Below are 16321 nucleotides of genomic sequence, written 5' to 3'. Positions count from 1 at the left end.
TCTGTTCACGCTGGCCAGATAAGTGTTCAGCTGTCATTCAGCACTGATAGGCTGCAATGCGGCATGACGAGGGGATCGCGAGAGAATGAAATGACGCGGGACAAGGCGGAGATCGGACGACGACAATTGTTCCGGCTGGGCGCGGCCGGGCTCGGCTCGACCGTCGCGGTATCGCTGGCCGCCCCCGCTCTCGCCGAGACGCCGCTCGCCGCGCCGTCCGTCGCGCGCCCGCCCGAAAGCTTCGTCTGGAAGATGGCCACGGCCTGGCCGAAGGATACGCCGGGCGTCGGCATCAGCGCGCAGCGCCTGGCCGAGCGGATCGGCACCCTTTCCGGCGGCCGGCTCAAGGTCCAGGTGTTCGACGCCGGCGACCTCGTGGCGCCGGGCCAGGTGTTCGACGCGGTTTCGACCGGCAAGGCCGAGATGGGCCATGGCTCGCCCTATTACTGGGCGGCCAAGGACCCGGCCTTCCATTATTTCTCCGGCGTGCCCTTCGGCCTGACGGCGAACGAGCATGTCGCCTGGCTCGTCTTCGGCGGCGGGCAGTTGCTGTGGGAAAAGGCCTATGAGCCGTTCGGCGTGCTGCCCTTCTATGTCGGTTCGACCGGACCGCAGGCGGCTGGCTGGTTCAAGCGCGAGATCCGGACGCCGGAAGACTTCAAGGGCCTGACCATCCGCATCACCGGCCTCGGCGGCGACGTGCTGAAGCGGCTCGGCGCCAGCCCGGTGCTGCTGCCGCAGGGCGACATCGCCGCGGCGCTCGAATCCGGCACGATCGACGCGGCCGAATGGGTCGGCCCGTGGAGCGATCTGGCGCTCAACCTGCCGCGGGCCGCGCCCTTCTGCTACATGCCGGCCTTTCATGAACTGGCGACCGCGCTGGAACTGATGGTCGGCAAGACCGCGTTCGAGACGCTTCCCGACGACCTGCGCGCGGTGGTGCGCGCGGCGGCCCTTGCCTCGGCGACGGAAGTCTCGGCCGATTTTGCCGCCAACAACATCGCCACGCTGCCGATGCTGGTGGAGCGCGGCACGGTGGTGAAGAGCTTCCCGAACCCGGTGATCGACGCGCTCGCCAAGACCTCGGCCGAGGTGCTCACCGAGGTCGGCGAAGCCAGCCCGATGGCCAAGGAAGTGCACCCGGCCTTCATCGCCTTCCGTAAGAAGGCGGTCGCCTATGCCGCCGTCGCCGAAGGCGCCGCGCTCGCCATGCGCGCCCGGGCGCTGGCGATCTAGGGAAAAGCCCCTTCGACTGGCCCGCTCACTCCCTCGCCGGCCTCCCCCGCGAGACTCAATCCAGCGTCTTCTGCAGGAACACCAGGTCGAGATAGCGGCCGAACTTGAAGCCGAGCTCCGGCATGCGCGCCGTCTCGACAAAACCCTGCTTCGCATGCAGGCGCAGCGAGACGTCGTTGCCGGCCTCGATGCCGGCGACCATCATGTGCTTGCCCTGCGCCCGCGCCGCATCGACCAGCGCCGCCAGCAGCGCCGAGCCGGCGCCTTTTCCACGCGCAGCGCTCGCCACATAGATCGAGTTCTCGACCGTGAAGCGATAGCCCTGGAACGCGCGGAAATCGCCATAGCTGGCATAGCCGAGCACACGGTCGTCCTCGGCCGCGACCAGCACCGGAAAGCCCTGGCCCGTGCGGGTGCGGAACCAGGCGACGCGGTTGTCGAGATCGACGATGTCGTCGTTCCAGATCGCCGCCGTGTTGACCACCGCATCATTGTAGATGGCGAGGATGGCGGGAAGGTCGGCCTCGGTGGCCGGGCGGATCGTCGTCATGGTCCAACCTGCTTGTAAAAGAATGTCGCCGAGGCGAGCGTGCCATCCGGCGTGAACGAATGACCCGGCATTACGCCATATTCGATCCAGCCATGCGCCCGGTACAGCGCCTCGCCGGCCGAGCCGGTCTGCGTGTCGAGATGCGCCAGCGTCCGGCCCGAGGCGCGCACCGCATCCTCGGCCGCCTGCAGCAGCGCGCTGCCGATGCCCTGCCGGCGGGCGCCCGAATGCACCAGCATCTTGCCGATCTCGGCCCGGTGCGGCCCGTTGGGCTGCGGCGCGAAGGTCACCACCACCGTGCCGACGATCCTGCCGCCGGCCTCAGCGACCAGCAGCACCCGGCCGCCGGCCTCGATCGCCTCCATCTGGCCCTGCCAGAAGCGCGCAGCCTCGGCCGGCGAGAAGCCGGCCATGAAATTGACCGAAGCGCCATGCGCCACGGCGTCGGCCAGGATGTCGGCAAGCTGCGGGATCGCCGCCCGCGCGGCGGCGGCGTCCAGTTTCAGGATCGAGACCATCATGGCTCCAAGGTTCCGTCTCTTCCGCAAAACAGGCTTTGTCATCGTTTCTGTCAATGATAAACTGTCAGAATAGGAAATATTGAACCATCGCATAAGTAATATTTATGGATATCGACCAGCTCCGCAGTTTCGACCGGATCGTGCGCGACGGCAGCTTCACCAAGGCGGCCGCCCGGCTCAACGTCACCCAGGCAACGATCTCGATGCGCATCCGCGCGCTGGAGACCCATGTCGGCGGCGCGCTGTTCACGCGCGGCCGCAAGGTGGAGCTGACCGAGCGCGGCGCCACCTTCCTGCCTTATGCCCGCCGCGTGCTCGCGACCCTGCTGGAAAGCGAGGACGCGATGCGCAGCGTCGATCGCGGCCGCATCGCCTTCGCCTCGCTGCGCAGCCTGATCGAACCGCTGGCAACCCCGGCCGTGGTCGATTTCATGCGCGCCCATCCGCGCGTCGAGCTACAGTTCGAGGAAGGCCGCCACCGCGACATCGCAGAATGGCTGCATGACCGCCGCATCGACCTCGCCATCATCGGCTGGCCGAATTTCGATCCGTTGCTCGAGGCGCTGGAACCGGTCGCGCTGCTGCGCGAAAAGGCGGTGCTCGCCGCCTCGCCCGCGCTTGCCCGCGAGATCGGGCCGCAGCCCACCCTCGACCGCATCTTCGCGGTGGCGCCGCATTTCCTGTCCTTCTTCTGGTGGCAGGTGACGCCCGATGCGATCCAGTCGCTGCGCCACCGCGCCCGCGCCAGTTCGCAGGTGCTTTTCTCCTCCGGTCGCGCCCTGATCGAGCATGGCGCGGCGATCGGCCATCTGCTCGAAGCCTCGATCACCGGCGATCTGGCGAGCGGCCGCCTGGTCGACCTGGCGCCGATCGACATGCCCGTCATCTGGCGCGATTCGGCCCTTGTCGCGGGCACGCCGGACGCGCTTTCACGCCCGCTGGTGGCGGAACTGGCCGACCGGATCGTCGCCCGCGCGGCCACGCTCGGCGTACTTCATGCGGACCGGCGTTGAAAAGGCCCGTTTCAGCGCTTTGCGGCCAACAACCTTGATGCTATTGAGCGCGCCATGAGCACCGTGCCGCAAGACAACATCCGCAATTTCTCCATCGTCGCCCATATCGATCACGGCAAGTCGACGCTTGCCGACCGATTGATCCAGGCCACCGGCGGCCTGACCGACCGCGAGATGAAGGAGCAGGTGCTCGACTCGATGGATATCGAGCGCGAGCGCGGCATCACCATCAAGGCCCAGACCGTCCGGCTCGACTACAAGGCCAAGGATGGCAAGACCTACATCCTGAACCTGATGGACACGCCCGGCCACGTCGACTTCGCCTATGAAGTGTCGCGATCGCTCGCCGCCTGCGAAGGCGCGCTGCTGGTCGTCGACGCGTCGCAGGGCGTCGAGGCGCAGACGCTGGCCAATGTCTACCAGGCGATCGACAACGATCTCGAGATCGTGCCGATCCTGAACAAGATCGACCTGCCGGCGGCCGAACCCGACCGCATCAAGGCGCAGATCGAGGAAGTGATCGGCATCGACGCGTCCGACGCCGTGCTGATCTCGGCCAAGACCGGCATCGGCATTCCCGACGTGTTGGAAGCCGTCGTCACCCGCCTGCCGCCGCCCAAGGGCGACCCGGACGCGCCGCTGAAGGCGCTGCTGGTCGACAGCTGGTACGACGCCTATCTCGGCGTCATCGTGCTGGTGCGCGTCATCGACGGCCGCCTGAAGAAGGGCGCCCGCATCCGCATGATGCGCGCCGATGCCGTCTACGATGTCGAGCGGGTCGGCTATTTCACGCCCAAGCTCGTTCCCGTCGACGACCTCGGCCCCGGCGAGATCGGCTTCTTCACCGGCTCGATCAAGGAAGTGGCGGATACGCGCGTCGGCGACACCATCACCGACGACAAGAAGCCGACGGCCGAGGCGCTGCCGGGCTTCCGGCCGGCCCAGCCGGTGGTGTTCTGCGGCCTGTTCCCGGCCGATGCGGCCCAGTTCGAGGAACTGCGCGCCGCGATGGGGCGCCTGCGCCTCAACGATGCGTCGTTCTCGTTCGAGATGGAATCCTCGGCGGCGCTCGGCTTCGGCTTCCGCTGCGGCTTCCTCGGCCTGCTGCATCTGGAGATCATCCAGGAGCGGCTGGAGCGCGAGTTCAACCTCGACCTGATCGCGACCGCGCCCTCCGTCATCTACAAGATCACCCTGACCGATGGCAGCGAGGTCGAATTGCACAATCCGGCCGATATGCCGGACGTGATGAAGATCCGCGAGATCTCGGAGCCCTGGATCCGCGCGACCATCCTGACGCCGGACGAATATCTCGGCGCGATCCTGAAGCTCTGCCAAGAGCGGCGCGGCATCCAGTCCGACCTGTCCTATGTCGGCTCGCGCGCCATGGTCACCTACGACCTGCCGCTCAACGAAGTCGTGTTCGATTTCTACGACCGGCTGAAGTCGATCTCGAAGGGCTACGCGTCGTTCGACTACCACCTGACCGACCACAAGCCGGGTGATCTGGTGAAGCTGCAGATCCTGGTCAATGCCGAGCCGGTGGACGCGCTGTCGATGCTGGTCCACCGCACCCAGGCCGAGCGCCGCGGCCGCGCCATGTGCGAGAAGCTGAAGGACCGGATCCCGCAGCATCTGTTCGTGATCCCGATCCAGGCTGCGATCGGCGGCAAGATCATCGCCCGCGAGACCGTCCGCGCCATGCGCAAGGACGTGACGGCGAAGTGCTATGGCGGCGACATCACGCGCAAGCGCAAGCTTCTGGACAAGCAGAAGGAAGGCAAGCGCAAGATGCGCCAGTTCGGCAAGGTCGACATCCCGCAGGAAGCGTTCATCGCCGCCCTGAAGATGGACGATTGAGGCGGCGACGCCCTTTTGCGATCTCAACGGCCGTTCCGGGCTCCTCGGGACGGCCGTTTTGTTTTCCTGGAGGTGCCGAAGGCCAGGACGCGGGGATCCAGGGTCGAGAGACCCTCACCCCAGCCCTCTCCCGCAGGCGGGCGAGGGAGCCGTTCGAGCCACGCTCCAAGATCGCGCCACACCGGCCGTAAAGCCCTCGCCCGCCTGCGGGAGAGGGTGGGGTGAGGGTTTTGCTTCTCTTGCGCGCCCAGCAGCTTCCCCGAAAAATTCCCTACGCCCGCACCCGCCGGCGGCGTCGTCTACCTCTCCCAACGGGAGAGGTAGAGCCCAAAGAGCTACCCGCGCAGCATGTCGAGAACGGCCTTCAACACCGTTTCCGGCTCGATCGTGTCCATGCGGCGCTTGCCGTCGATCTCGGGGGCCTGGACGATGGTGTTGCGGACCGCCTGCGGCGCCCAGCGTTCCGGCTGGCCGGGGCCGAACAGGCTCACCATCGGCACCAGCGAGATTCCCATCAGATGGCCGAGTCCGGTATCCGGCGCGACACCGATTTCCATGCGTCGCGCGCTCGCGGCCGTCAGTTCCAGCCGATAGACGCTCTCGACCTCGCCGGCATAGCGCGCCGGCGTGAACAGGGCTTCCGGCACGCCGGCGCGGATCGCCGCGATCTCCTCGCGCTCGGACGGGCCCGAGAAGAAGACCGGCGTCAGCCCTTCGGCGAGCAGCCGCTTCGCGAAGGCGATGTTGTGCGGCACCGGCCAGCCCTTCTCGCCCTTGGTCGTCACGGCGATGCCGACATGGCGCCGGCCTGCCGGAAACAGCTCCGCCGCCAGCGCCTGCGCCTGTGGCGGCAGATGAAAGCCGTCGCGCGCGGAAATCGTCCAGTCGAGCTTCTTGCCGGCATCCGCCTCGATCGTCGACCAGCTGCGATCGACGATCAGCGAGGGCCGGTGGAACTTGCCGATCGGAATGCTGCTCTGGAACCCGCCTGATTTCAGGAACAGTCGCGCCAGAAGCACGTCGCCGACGCGCGAGCGCACGTCGAACACCCGGTGGAAACGCGGCAGCTTCAGCAGCGCCGAGATGACCGGCACCGGCCAGTAGCGGGCCCGCGGGAAGTGCACGAAGGTCGGCGCGATGTCGGCGACCAGTTCATGCACCGGCCGGGTCAGCCGGTCCGGGCAGGACGAGATCCACCAGATCGGGTGGCCCGGATAGCGCTGCGCCACGGCCCAGATCAGCGGGCAGACCATGAGCGCGTCGCCAAGACCGGCGCGGTCGCTGAGGACGGCGATCGGCGCGAGCGCGCCAGCAGGGGTGGATGTCATGAAGCAGGCCAGTTGATGCGACGGAGGGCTGCTTCCCATAGCGGTTTTTGGAGCGCCGCCATAGCCACGTCGCAAGGCCCGCGACGTTCCCGCGCGTCTCGACGGCCCGTCTGAACCGAAGCGCCGATAAAAAAAGGGGCGCCGGCCGGAGCCGACGCCCTTTCGAAGGCAACCAGGGTCAGACGGCTTCGTCGACCTTGGGCTGCGGCACGACGCGCAGATAGGGCTTCAGCGTCTTCCAGCCGCCCGGGAACTTCTCCTTGGCGGCTTCGTCGGAAACCGAGGGGACGATGATCACGTCCTCGCCCTGCTTCCAGTCGACCGGCGTCGCCACCTGGAACTTCGAGGTCAGCTGGAGGCTGTCGATGACGCGCAGGATCTCGTCAAAATTCCGCCCGGTCGATGCCGGATAGGTCAGCGTCAGCTTGAGCTTCTTGTCGGGCCCGATGACGAAGACCGAGCGGACCGTCGTGGTATCGGAGGCGTTGGGATGGATCATGCCGTAGAGATTGGCGACGGTCTTGTCGTGATCGGCGATCAGCGGGAAGTTGAGCGTCGCGCCGGTGGCGTCGCGAATGTCGTCGATCCACTGGCCGTGATTGGAAAGCTCATCGACGGAAAGGCCGATGACCTTGACGCCGCGCCGCTCGAATTCCGGCTTCAGCTTGGCGACCGCGCCGAGCTCGGTGGTGCAGACCGGGGTGAAGTTCTTCGGATGCGAGAACAGCACGCCCCAGTCCTTGCCGAGCCATTCGTGGAACGAGATCCTGCCTTCGGTCGTGTCGGCGGTGAAATCGGGGACCACGTCCCCCAGATTGAGTGCCATTTTCGGACTGCCTTCGCTGCGAGTTGCCGGCCTGCACGGAACCGGCGGCCATTTCGACCGCGAGTATCGCATGACCATGCAACCGGTCAATCGCGGAATCAGAACGGTTTCGAGTATGCGTTACCAGAATTCGCACCACCCTCGCCATTTCGTTCCAGTTCTCGGGCGCGGCTGGCCCAATATTGGAATTTTCGTCCAGAGCCGGCGCGCCACCGGCGCCGCGCGATGGTTGACGGATCGTCAAGATTGATCGGCGATACTGCGCCTCGGGGAGCGCTGACCAGGAAGGTGTCATCATGCTGAAAAGGCCGATCCGCGCGCTGGCGCTTTCGATCCTGCTGCCGGTTTTCTCCGTCGCGCCCGCCATGGCGGAATCGATCGACACGACGCCGGCCAAGATCCTGTTCAGCGACGTCAAGACGCCGATCCCCCTCGAGGCGCGCGCCATCGGCTCCTATGCCAAGGGCTGCCTCGCGGGTGCCGTCGCCCTGCCCGTCAACGGCAAGGACTGGCAGGCCATGCGCCTGTCCCGCAACCGCAACTGGGGCACGCCGGAGCTGATCGCCTTCACCGAAAAGCTCGCCTACGACGCCAAGCGCCAGGACGGCTGGCCGGGGCTTCTGGTCGGCGACATGGGCCAGCCGCGCGGCGGCCCGGCGCTGACCGGCCATGCCAGCCACCAGATCGGCCTCGACGTCGACCTCTGGCTCACGCCGATGCCCAACCGCCTGCTATCGCGCGAGGAGCGCGAGAAGATGTCGGCGACCTCGATGGTCAACGAGAAGGCCCGCGCGATCGACCGCTCGGTATGGACGCAGGGCCAGGTCAAGCTGATCCGCCGCGCTGCGCTCGACCCAAGGGTGGCGCGCATCTTCGTCAACGCGGCGATCAAGAAGGCGCTCTGCCAGGATGCGCGCGGCGATCGCGGCTGGCTCAACAAGGTCCGCCCCTGGTGGGGCCATACCTACCACTTCCACGTCCGGCTCGATTGCCCGCCCGGCATGGCGAGCTGCGTGCCGCAGAAGGCGCCGCCTCCGGGCGATGGCTGCGGACCGGAGCTCGACGCCTGGCTGCAGCCGCCCAAGCCGCCAAAGACCCCGACCAAGCCGACCAAGCCGGCCGTCAAGCCGCGGCCGATACTGCTGGCCGACCTGCCGGCGGCCTGCCGCCAGGTGCTTATCGGTGCGCCTCCCGGCATGACGCCGGAGCCGGCCACCGCCCCGATGGCCTATGACGCCGCCCCGCCGGCCGACGTCGAGAACCCCGCCGACGCGCCGGTGACCGGAACGCTCCACTAGGGTTAACGGGATGCTAACAGGAAACGGCCGCTTCGATCCCCTCGAAGCGGCCGCTTTCGTCTCGGCGCCCTACGCGTCGTCCGGCTCGGCGACCCAGTGCTTCACGGTCGTCAGGCTGCGCAGATATTGCGGCGGGGCATAGGCCTCCGCGCCCAGCTCATAGGCGGCGCGCCAGGGCCAGCGCGGATCGGCGAGGATGGCGCGGGCGAGCGCCACCATGTCGGCCCGGCCCTCGCGCAAGAGCCCCTCGGCCTCGGCAGGCGTGGTGATCAGCCCGACGGCGCGGGTGACGATACCGGCGCCGGCGCGGATTTTCTCCGCGAATTCAACCTGATAGAGCGGCCCGATCGGGATCTGCGCGTCATGCGCGTTGCCGCCGGACGAGGCGCAGATATAGACGACGCCGACGGCCTTGAGCGCCTTGGCGACCTCGATCGCCTCGTCGACATGAAAACTGTCGCGCTCGATCCATTCCGAAGCCGAAAGCCGCACGCCGACGAACATCCGCTCCGGCAGCGCCGCGCGCACCGCCTTCGCCACAGTCACGATCAGCCGCATCCGGTTTTCGAGGCTGCCGCCCCAGCGATCGCTGCGCTGGTTCGAGACCGGCGACAGGAATTCATGCAGAAGATATCCATGCGCGCCATGCAGTTCGACGAAGTCGAGTCCTGCCCGCTCCGCCCGCCTGGCCGCGTCGACGAAAGCCGTGACGATCTGCTCGATGCCGGCCTCGTCCAGGGCGATCGGCGTCGGCCAGCCGGGACCGAAGGGAATGGCGGAAGGGCCGACCGTCTGCCAGGCATCCTCTTCGGGCTTCAGCGCCCCGCCGCCCAGCCAGGGAAGCTGCGACGACGCCTTGCGTCCGGCATGGCCAAGCTGCACGCCGAATACGGCGCCGGGGGCCGCCACCCGCCGGGCCGCCGCCAGCGCCCGGGCCATCGCCGCCTCGTTGTGATCGGAATAGAGCCCGAGGCAGCCATGCGAAATGCGCCCGCGCCGCTCGACGCCTGTCGCCTCGAAGGTGATCATGCCGGCCCCGGAGATGCCGAGGTTCATCCAGTGCTGCATATGCCAGTCGCTGGCCGAGCCGTCATCGGCGGAATACATGCACATCGGCGCGACCGCGATGCGGTTCGGCAGGGTGAATTCGCCGAGCGTGATGGGGGAGAAGAGCGCGCTGGTCATCGATCGATCCATTCGAAATACAGGGGCATGAGCGGACGGCGAGGATAGCGAGCGCTCGCGCGCCCGAAACGCCGTCCTGCGGATTGGCGGAAGGAAGGATGGCGATCGGGCCTCGGCCCGACCGCCTTGGCAGGGTCAGTGGGACGTGTCGAGCCGCAGGCCCGAGGACGCATTGATGCGCCACCAGCCGGCTATGGCATGGCGCGGCCGATGCGAGGGCAGCACTTCGTGCGGAATCTCCTCCGACATCATCAGAACCACCCGGCCCGCCTGCGGCACGATCTCCACGGTCGCCGCGTCGGCTGCCACCGATTTCCACAGCCGCAGCGTGCCGCCATCCTCGGCCTGCCAGCCGGCATCGAGATAGACGATCATCGAGACGACGCGATTGCGCGCGCCGGTCAGGCTGTCGAGATGCCGGCCATAGAAGCCGCCGGTCGGATAGGCGATGAAGTTGCACTCGAAATCGAACAAGCCGAGGAAAAGACGGCGGTTGATCGCGATGCGCAGCCGCTCGGCCATGTCGAGAAAGCGGCGCTCCGCCCCCGTGCCGCCATCGAACCAGCGGATTGCCGCGCGCCGGATCTCGGCCGCCTGGCGGCGTCCGCCCTCGCGCCCGACCCCGGCATCGGTCAGGGCGCCGGAGGCCTCCATCGCCGCCAGTTCGCCGGCCAGCGCCTCGACCAGTCCGTTGTTGAAGAACGCGTCGACGACGACATAACCATCCCGGGCCAGAGCCTCGATGGCTGCGTCGCCGACCAGCGTGTCGAAGTCATCCGTCTCCGCTTCGATGACCTCGCTCACAGGGCTGCCACGCCCGTGCCGATCGGGCAGGAAACACCCGTGCCGCCCAGGCCGCAATAGCCGTTCGGGTTCTTCGCCAGATATTGCTGGTGGTCTTCCTCGGCGAAGTAGAAGGGCGGCCGATCCAGGATCTCCGTGGTGATCGTGCCATGCCCCCGGGCGGAGAGCGCCGCCTGGTAGGCGTCGCGCGCCGCCTCGGCGCGGTTGCGCTCGGCCGCGTTGGCAACATAGATGCCGGAGCGGTACTGCGTGCCGACATCATTGCCCTGGCGCATGCCCTGCGTCGGGTCGTGGCTCTCGAAGAACAGCTTCAGCAGCGCGTCATAGGAGATCACGGCCGGGTCGTAGGCGACGAGCACGACCTCGTTATGGCCGGTCATGCCGCTGCAGACCTCGCCATAGGTCGGATTCGGCGTCAGGCCGCCCGCATAGCCTACCGCCGTCGCATAGACGCCGTCCGCCTGCCAGAACTTGCGCTCGGCGCCCCAGAAGCAGCCGAGACCGAACAGCGCCGTCTCGATGCCGGCGGGATAGGGTCCGGCGATCGGGTGGCCATTCACGAAATGCGCGCCCGGCGTGGTGATCGGCTGCGCGCGGCCGGGCAAGGCCTCGTCCGGCGCCGGCATGCGTGCCTTGCGCTGGAAGATATCGAGGAGATTCATGCGTAGTCTCCTTGTATGGGATGAATTCAGGCGACGATGGAGCGATAGCGCCGGCGCCGGCCTGCGAGAACGAGAAACGCGCCAAGCGCGCCGAGGACCAGCCAGGTCGGCAAGGTCAGCAGAAACTGGATCACCGGCGACCACACCCAGGGGCCGACATAGGCCTCGACATGGGTTGCGACTGCCGTCTGGAACGAAGTCAGGCTGGCGGGATCGAAGGCGAACCAGGCCTGGCCGAGCGGAGTCACGGTGAGCGTCGAGGCCGCGATCGACTTTGTGCCGTCGATCACCAGCCCGACCACCGCGCCGGCGATGGCAAACAGGCCGAGAAGACGGACAAGAAGGGTGAACATGACTTGATCCCTCGTCGCGGCCCGGCTGACGCGAACGGTCAGTGGCGACTGGTCCACAGATAGTGTGACGGTGCGATTTCGGCAACGTTTGCCGACCTCGCGACCATTAATACACGGCCATCCCCGGCTGTTTTCACGGGAAGCCTTGCGGCTTGCCCTGGCTTCGTGATACCGCACGGCCTGTCTTGCCGAGAGCAGGACCTGCCGAGAGCAAGAGGCGTCCGCCGCCTCGAAATATTGCGCCGGCAGACTTCCACGCCGCAAGGCGTTTGGTACGGAGGGGTGGCCGAGTGGTTGAAGGCGCACGCCTGGAAAGTGTGTATACGGGAAACCGTATCGCGGGTTCGAATCCCGCTCCCTCCGCCATCCACATCAGTTAAAGCACTGATTTAAAAAGCCGACTTCGGCCCGCCTCCATTTTGATCCCCCAATATTTCCCCCATTATAGTTTCGGCGACATGTCAGGCCATCCCGGTTCCGAGCGGCTGGAATGAATCCTTTGGGTTGCTGGTCGCAATGGTCGAAGTGCTCCTTCTCATTCGCTATCGCTTTCGGTCCCCTCAATTCTGACCGGAGCGGCTCACTTCTTTATGACCAAAAGCACTATGCACTTGCCGAGGATGCTGACCGACTTCTGTCGGAAGCGGGCAGCCACTGTTCTGGCCCCGAGAGAGGTCGAACGGCTCGAAAGTTACCTCCACTCGCTGCTCAAAGAGCGCGAAATGCCGCCGATGACCGGGGGCTATGTAAATTGGCGCCTTATCTCCATATCGTGCGATATTGAGTACGCGCGCCTGCGGGCCGGACGCAATGCACTGCGTCCTGGATTCGACGCCCTAGTCCGCCATCTCTCCCAAAATCCCAGGGCTGCGCTACGCCCAGCACCGAGAAAGCGGGGCGCGCCCCGTGCTGTTGTTGAGACCGCGCGGGGCCCAGTCTGCACAGCGAAGACAGGAGATACCGGAAAATCGGAATCTGCCATGCCAAAGCGACCGACTGGCGTGCCAGCCAAGAAGGTCGTCGAGTTTCCTGCCGCGCTCTGGGATGTGACCGTAGATCCCGTCGAGTTTCACGACGCACTAGACCTTCAGATGCGGCGGCACGACGACAGTTGGGGGCACCTGCACCGCGCGATTGTCCGCCCCGGAGACCGCATCAATGCGAAAACGCTCTACTCCTGGAAGACGGGTTTTCGCGTCCCGCGGACCTTAGACAGTCTGGATATCCTGAAGCGCATCGAATGTCGCTATCGCCTGCCAGCGGGATATTTTCAATCCAAACTGCCCAACCGTGACCGCGCTCCAGCAGGGCACCAATTGCCTGGCGTGGCGCCTTCGGAGCAGCGACGCCTCGCCTGGCATCTGCCTGACGACTTCGACAGCCGCTCCGCAGCAGAGAGAGAAGAAATCCTGACATGGGTCCGGGACGTAATAATCTCGGGTAGCACCGACTACCGGCGCTTTCAGGCTGCAGCGATGAAGACGCGCTACGCCCTAAGGTTCAAAGGCCTTCAAGGAAAATCACGGGCGCATCGCGCCGCTGTGCATCAGGACGCACATGTTGACCCTGACCTCGTTGGCAGAAGCCGGGTGGCCCCGGCACGACTGCAACAGGAGATGGCGGATCTTGTCCGCTTCAAGACATCGACACTGACAGCAGTTGGCTTCCAACGTTCTGGCGTCTGGGGGGATGAGACGGCCTCTCAAAAGATTGAGCATCTAGCCTTGCTGTTCGGGGCGCTAGCCGCCGATCCAGAAGGGCCAGTTAAAGGTCTCGGCATCCCCGCTAAGGCGCTGTCATTCGGCATGCTCGTCTTCCCATCAATTTGGGATTGGTACATCCAATGGCGAGAGCAGCGCCGCGGCTTCTACACCGCCTGGGAGGTGGATATGCTGCGGCTGGCGTCGGCTATGACACGGCAAGAGACCGGTTGGCTTAGGCAGAACGCAAGCTTGATTGACAGAGTGGAGCCGGTCGATGGGCTTCTATCCGTGCATGACATCCAAGTCGCCAAGAACGATTGGCCCTCTGCCTGCGACACCTTCTGCCGATACGCTTTGAGTCGAGTGAAGGAGGTCGAACGAGTCGCCAGGGTCCACCGAGATCCTTTCGAGCCTATCCTTCCGATCCTAGAGGCCGACAACCCGGTCGGGGAGTATCGCAAGATAACGGAGGAGATCCTAAAGCTTATGCCGAATCAGCGGCGCTATCCGCGTGCAGCAGCCGAATCCGTTCGTGCCTTCCTGATGATGCGAATTGGCCTGCATCTCGGGGTAAGACAGAAGAACCTCAGGCAGCTCCTTTACCGGCGCCGTGGTGAGAGCCCCACGTCTGAGAGGCGCCTGATAGAAGCCAAACGAGGCGAACTCCGCTGGAGTGATAGAGAAGCTGGTTGGGAAATCCTCATCCCCGCAGAAGCGTTCAAAAACGCGACGTCATCCTTCTTCTCAGGCAGACCGCTTCGACTGGTTCTGCCAGACCTCGGCAATCTTTATCAGTTCATCGACGCCTACATAGAAACTCACCGGCCGGCCCTCCTGCGTGAAGCCGAAGACCCAGGCACTTTCTTTGTAAAAACCGTCAAAATGTCTAGCACAGACGCTGCTTACGGAAGCGAGGCTTTCTATGACGCTTGGCGCCTAATTGTTCAGCGCTACGGCATTTACAATCCCTATACGGGTCGTGGAGCCATCAAGGGCCTACTTCCGCATGGCCCCCATAATGTCCGCGACGTGTTGGCGACCCACATCCTCAAGCAAACTGGCTCTTACGAGCAGGCCAGTTATGCGATTCAGGATACGCCCGACACCGTTGCAAAACACTATGGAAGGTTTTTGCCGCAAGACAAAGCTGCTCTAGCAGCGGAAATTCTCAACAAGGTTTGGCAGACAGCATAGATCCGGTGAGCGAGAGCAGGTGACACAGCGTGTTGCTCTCGTTCAACCTCCCTCCACCTCGCGGTCGCTATCACCGCCGGCCGCCCAGGCGATTTGACCGCAGGCATAGTCCCTGCCCCGCCCTCCTGGTCGTGGTTGCCGCTCCGGGGCGGCCAGCGAGGGCTCGGCGTCGGCGTCACCGTCTGCCGGCTCGGGCTCGTTGTCGTTGTCGCCGTCCATCCAGTCGAGGACAGCCAGCAGGCGGGTTAGGTCGCGCTCGGTCTCGGCAAGCAGAGACGCCAGGCGTTCGGCCTCCGTCTCGATGGCGGCCCGCGTGCGGCCCAACGAGAACTGCTGATGCTTGGGGTGAATACTCATCGGGCTTGATCCTTCGGCAGGGGCGCTAACCCGAGCGCCCGCTCTTCGGCGTCGAGCAGCTTGAAAGCGATCCGGAACAGGATCCGGAGGCAGAGCAGGCGGATAAGACTCATTGCACCAGTCCCCTGCGGATCAGTTCGGCCTTGAGGGCGCGCGCGTCCGCCTTGCGGTCGTGCCGCCAGGCGCGCGCCAGTTTCAGCTTGTCGGGGCTCAGTGCATAGGGCTCGGCCACGTCCAAGCTCGTGACGGTGGCATCCCGTCCGTCTTTCCAGCCGCCCACCATCAGAACGATGGAATGACCTTCGGCGAAGACTTCGTCGATATGCGCCGCGGCGCGTTGCTTTGCGGTGCTCATAGCCTCACCGCCTTCCGCTCGCGCTGGCCGCGGGTGTACGAATAGAACAACTCCCGCAGGCAGGTTGCATGTTCTAGGGCGCTGCTCATGATTTCCAGCCGGGCATCGACTTGGCCGTTCGATAGGAGATAGTGCCGCAGGTGGCCTTCTGTTTTCTCCGGCTCCATGAGCGTGGCGTCGAGCAGTTCGGACATCGCCATGATGGTAGCGATAGTACGGTGGAGGGCATCTTCGACTTCGGAGAGTGTCGCGCTCATGCTGCCGCTCCCCGCCGTGCGCGGTGCAGAATGGCAAACGTCGCCGTGTTGAAGGTGTCGATGTCGTGGCCCAGGGCCAAGCTCATGTCGCGCGCGATAATCGAGAATGCGGCTGCGCGGCTGAGGTCCGTTCGGCTTGCAGGGCACTCGATGTTCAGCAGGTTCTCGACCAGAGCGTCCAGAAGCTGCGACAGGTTGTGCACGTCGCTATCGATATCGTCGAGAGTTGGGGCGGCGGTGCTCATGCTGCACCTCGCGCGGCCTGCAGCCGCAGCTCCAGCTCGTTCTGGATCTCGCCCAGCTTGTACTCGGCGAAGTGAAGGACGGTCTGGATTGCGCCTTGGTCGTCCTTGTCCAGCAGTGCCTCGGCAGCCATGAAGGCGGCACGGATCAGGCGGCCGAGGTCGTTCGCCGTGTCGGCCAGATTAAGGTCTGTCTGGCGAACCGACGCCCGCCGATCAGATTGGGTTGGCTTAACGCTCATGGGATTTTCCTCGTGTTTGCGGGATGTCAGGCGGCGTGGCGGATCTCGTCGATCCGGGCGTAATCGGCGGGTGTGAGGCGTTCCTGCGTCTCAATCGCCATAATGGCGTCGGCGCGCTGGCGCTGGGCCTCTGTCTGAGCCGCCCAGACGGAGCGGAAGCCGGCGAGCTTCTTCGCAGCGTGCCAGGCGTTGCGAAGCGCCCATGCGAACGTCTTGCGGTACTCGCCCGGCTTGGCGACCCGGCGGGCCGTGGCGTGGGCTTCTCTCATGATGGCGGCGCGGTCGAAGGCAGACATAGCTTCTCCGTTCGCGGCAATGGTGTTGCCGTCGCTTGC

The 16321-nt window shown here is 65.4% G+C and carries 19 protein-coding genes and 1 tRNA gene; 6 read left to right on the top strand and 14 right to left on the bottom strand.

What is annotated here, in order from left to right:
* The first annotated feature begins 90 nt into the window (after nucleotides 1-90).
* Nucleotides 91-1236, top strand: coding sequence for a TRAP transporter substrate-binding protein (locus OSH10_RS05170; protein ID WP_266330550.1), 1146 nt, complete (start codon nucleotides 91-93; stop codon nucleotides 1234-1236).
* 55 nt (nucleotides 1237-1291) lie between these two features.
* On the opposite strand, the gene OSH10_RS05165 is transcribed toward OSH10_RS05170, so the two are convergent.
* On the bottom strand, nucleotides 1292-1786 hold the full coding sequence (locus OSH10_RS05165) for a GNAT family N-acetyltransferase (protein ID WP_266330549.1): 495 nt from the start codon (nucleotides 1784-1786) through the stop codon (nucleotides 1292-1294).
* Nucleotides 1783-2307 (bottom strand): GNAT family N-acetyltransferase, encoded by a 525-nt coding sequence (locus OSH10_RS05160; protein ID WP_266330548.1) that lies wholly within the window; start codon nucleotides 2305-2307, stop codon nucleotides 1783-1785. The genes OSH10_RS05165 and OSH10_RS05160 overlap by 4 nt, the downstream gene beginning before the upstream one ends.
* Before the next feature lie 104 nt (nucleotides 2308-2411).
* On the opposite strand from OSH10_RS05160, the gene OSH10_RS05155 reads away from it, so the two are divergent.
* Nucleotides 2412-3320 (top strand): LysR family transcriptional regulator, encoded by a 909-nt coding sequence (locus tag OSH10_RS05155; protein ID WP_266330547.1) that lies wholly within the window; start codon nucleotides 2412-2414, stop codon nucleotides 3318-3320.
* A 54-nt stretch (nucleotides 3321-3374) separates the two neighbouring features.
* Nucleotides 3375-5180, top strand: coding sequence for a translation elongation factor 4 (gene lepA, locus OSH10_RS05150; RefSeq protein ID WP_266330546.1), 1806 nt, complete (start codon nucleotides 3375-3377; stop codon nucleotides 5178-5180).
* Between the two features lie 335 nt (nucleotides 5181-5515).
* Here lepA and OSH10_RS05145 read toward each other — a convergent pair whose 3' ends face one another.
* Nucleotides 5516-6508 carry a glycosyltransferase family 9 protein gene (locus OSH10_RS05145; protein ID WP_266330545.1) on the bottom strand — a complete coding sequence of 331 codons (993 nt, stop codon included), beginning with the start codon at nucleotides 6506-6508 and terminating at the stop codon, nucleotides 5516-5518.
* Nucleotides 6509-6686: 178 nt separating this feature from the next.
* The gene (locus tag OSH10_RS05140; RefSeq protein WP_266330544.1) at nucleotides 6687-7334 is read right to left on the bottom strand and encodes a peroxiredoxin; all 648 of its coding nucleotides are present in this window, start codon (nucleotides 7332-7334) and stop codon (nucleotides 6687-6689) included.
* A gap of 296 nt (nucleotides 7335-7630) precedes the next feature.
* Here OSH10_RS05140 and mepA point away from each other — a divergent pair, with 296 nt between their 5' ends.
* Nucleotides 7631-8632, top strand: coding sequence for a penicillin-insensitive murein endopeptidase (mepA, locus tag OSH10_RS05135; protein ID WP_266330543.1), 1002 nt, complete (start codon nucleotides 7631-7633; stop codon nucleotides 8630-8632).
* A gap of 69 nt (nucleotides 8633-8701) precedes the next feature.
* Here the strand turns inward: mepA and OSH10_RS05130 are convergent, their stop codons facing one another.
* The 4 genes from OSH10_RS05130 to OSH10_RS05115 all read right to left on the bottom strand — a co-directional run bounded on the left by OSH10_RS05130 (nucleotide 8702) and on the right by OSH10_RS05115 (nucleotide 11636).
* Complete coding sequence (locus tag OSH10_RS05130) at nucleotides 8702-9817, bottom strand: NADH:flavin oxidoreductase/NADH oxidase (RefSeq protein WP_266330542.1); 1116 nt, start codon at nucleotides 9815-9817, stop codon at nucleotides 8702-8704.
* Between the two features lie 135 nt (nucleotides 9818-9952).
* Nucleotides 9953-10621: a 2OG-Fe(II) oxygenase gene (locus OSH10_RS05125; RefSeq protein ID WP_266330541.1), complete on the bottom strand. Its 669-nt coding sequence runs from the start codon at nucleotides 10619-10621 to the stop codon at nucleotides 9953-9955.
* Nucleotides 10618-11283, bottom strand: a complete 666-nt coding sequence (gene msrA / locus OSH10_RS05120) for a peptide-methionine (S)-S-oxide reductase MsrA (protein ID WP_266330539.1) — start codon at nucleotides 11281-11283, stop codon at nucleotides 10618-10620. Before msrA ends, OSH10_RS05125 begins: the two co-directional genes overlap by 4 nt.
* Nucleotides 11284-11309: 26 nt before the next feature.
* Nucleotides 11310-11636, bottom strand: coding sequence for a hypothetical protein (locus tag OSH10_RS05115; protein ID WP_266330538.1), 327 nt, complete (start codon nucleotides 11634-11636; stop codon nucleotides 11310-11312).
* A gap of 276 nt (nucleotides 11637-11912) precedes the next feature.
* Between OSH10_RS05115 and OSH10_RS05110 the strand changes: the two genes are divergently transcribed.
* Together OSH10_RS05110 and OSH10_RS05105 are read left to right on the top strand one after the other, a co-directional pair.
* Nucleotides 11913-12002 (top strand) — tRNA-Ser (locus tag OSH10_RS05110).
* Nucleotides 12003-12226: 224 nt separating this feature from the next.
* On the top strand, nucleotides 12227-14533 hold the full coding sequence (locus OSH10_RS05105) for a hypothetical protein (RefSeq protein ID WP_407660672.1): 2307 nt from the start codon (nucleotides 12227-12229) through the stop codon (nucleotides 14531-14533).
* Nucleotides 14534-14575: 42 nt separating this feature from the next.
* On the opposite strand, the gene OSH10_RS05100 is transcribed toward OSH10_RS05105, so the two are convergent.
* The 6 genes from OSH10_RS05100 to OSH10_RS05075 all read right to left on the bottom strand — a co-directional run bounded on the left by OSH10_RS05100 (nucleotide 14576) and on the right by OSH10_RS05075 (nucleotide 16282).
* Nucleotides 14576-14890 (bottom strand): hypothetical protein, encoded by a 315-nt coding sequence (locus tag OSH10_RS05100; protein ID WP_266330536.1) that lies wholly within the window; start codon nucleotides 14888-14890, stop codon nucleotides 14576-14578.
* 109 nt (nucleotides 14891-14999) lie between these two features.
* Nucleotides 15000-15245, bottom strand: a complete 246-nt coding sequence (locus tag OSH10_RS05095) for a hypothetical protein (protein WP_266330535.1) — start codon at nucleotides 15243-15245, stop codon at nucleotides 15000-15002.
* On the bottom strand, nucleotides 15242-15502 hold the full coding sequence (locus OSH10_RS05090; protein ID WP_266330534.1) for a hypothetical protein: 261 nt from the start codon (nucleotides 15500-15502) through the stop codon (nucleotides 15242-15244). The genes OSH10_RS05095 and OSH10_RS05090 overlap by 4 nt, the downstream gene beginning before the upstream one ends.
* Entirely contained in the window at nucleotides 15499-15747 is a 249-nt protein-coding gene (locus OSH10_RS05085) for a hypothetical protein (RefSeq protein ID WP_266330533.1), read from the bottom strand. The genes OSH10_RS05090 and OSH10_RS05085 overlap by 4 nt, the downstream gene beginning before the upstream one ends.
* Nucleotides 15744-15986: a hypothetical protein gene (locus OSH10_RS05080; protein WP_266330531.1), complete on the bottom strand. Its 243-nt coding sequence runs from the start codon at nucleotides 15984-15986 to the stop codon at nucleotides 15744-15746. Before OSH10_RS05080 ends, OSH10_RS05085 begins: the two co-directional genes overlap by 4 nt.
* A 26-nt stretch (nucleotides 15987-16012) precedes the next feature.
* Entirely contained in the window at nucleotides 16013-16282 is a 270-nt protein-coding gene (locus tag OSH10_RS05075) for a hypothetical protein (RefSeq protein ID WP_266330530.1), read from the bottom strand.
* Between the last annotated feature and the right edge of the window lie 39 nt (nucleotides 16283-16321).

It is taken from the genome of Kaistia defluvii (assembly GCF_026343955.1).
GTDB lineage: Bacteria > Pseudomonadota > Alphaproteobacteria > Rhizobiales > Kaistiaceae > Kaistia > Kaistia defluvii.
The sequence above is the reverse complement of the archived record's forward strand: the minus strand, read 5'-3'. Positions and strand labels throughout refer to the sequence as shown.

Coding starts and splice junctions, on each gene's coding strand:
- OSH10_RS05170 (WP_266330550.1), top strand. CDS start 91: ATGACGCGGGACAAGGCGGAGATCGGACGACGACAATTGTTCCGGCTG.
- OSH10_RS05165 (WP_266330549.1), bottom strand. CDS start 1,786: ATGACGACGATCCGCCCGGCCACCGAGGCCGACCTTCCCGCCATCCTC.
- OSH10_RS05160 (WP_266330548.1), bottom strand. CDS start 2,307: ATGATGGTCTCGATCCTGAAACTGGACGCCGCCGCCGCGCGGGCGGCG.
- OSH10_RS05155 (WP_266330547.1), top strand. CDS start 2,412: ATGGATATCGACCAGCTCCGCAGTTTCGACCGGATCGTGCGCGACGGC.
- lepA (WP_266330546.1), top strand. CDS start 3,375: ATGAGCACCGTGCCGCAAGACAACATCCGCAATTTCTCCATCGTCGCC.
- OSH10_RS05145 (WP_266330545.1), bottom strand. CDS start 6,508: ATGACATCCACCCCTGCTGGCGCGCTCGCGCCGATCGCCGTCCTCAGC.
- OSH10_RS05140 (WP_266330544.1), bottom strand. CDS start 7,334: ATGGCACTCAATCTGGGGGACGTGGTCCCCGATTTCACCGCCGACACG.
- mepA (WP_266330543.1), top strand. CDS start 7,631: ATGCTGAAAAGGCCGATCCGCGCGCTGGCGCTTTCGATCCTGCTGCCG.
- OSH10_RS05130 (WP_266330542.1), bottom strand. CDS start 9,817: ATGACCAGCGCGCTCTTCTCCCCCATCACGCTCGGCGAATTCACCCTG.
- msrA (WP_266330539.1), bottom strand. CDS start 11,283: ATGAATCTCCTCGATATCTTCCAGCGCAAGGCACGCATGCCGGCGCCG.
- OSH10_RS05115 (WP_266330538.1), bottom strand. CDS start 11,636: ATGTTCACCCTTCTTGTCCGTCTTCTCGGCCTGTTTGCCATCGCCGGC.
- OSH10_RS05105 (WP_407660672.1), top strand. CDS start 12,227: ATGACCAAAAGCACTATGCACTTGCCGAGGATGCTGACCGACTTCTGT.
- OSH10_RS05100 (WP_266330536.1), bottom strand. CDS start 14,890: ATGAGTATTCACCCCAAGCATCAGCAGTTCTCGTTGGGCCGCACGCGG.
- OSH10_RS05095 (WP_266330535.1), bottom strand. CDS start 15,245: ATGAGCACCGCAAAGCAACGCGCCGCGGCGCATATCGACGAAGTCTTC.
- OSH10_RS05090 (WP_266330534.1), bottom strand. CDS start 15,502: ATGAGCGCGACACTCTCCGAAGTCGAAGATGCCCTCCACCGTACTATC.
- OSH10_RS05085 (WP_266330533.1), bottom strand. CDS start 15,747: ATGAGCACCGCCGCCCCAACTCTCGACGATATCGATAGCGACGTGCAC.
- OSH10_RS05080 (WP_266330531.1), bottom strand. CDS start 15,986: ATGAGCGTTAAGCCAACCCAATCTGATCGGCGGGCGTCGGTTCGCCAG.
- OSH10_RS05075 (WP_266330530.1), bottom strand. CDS start 16,282: ATGTCTGCCTTCGACCGCGCCGCCATCATGAGAGAAGCCCACGCCACG.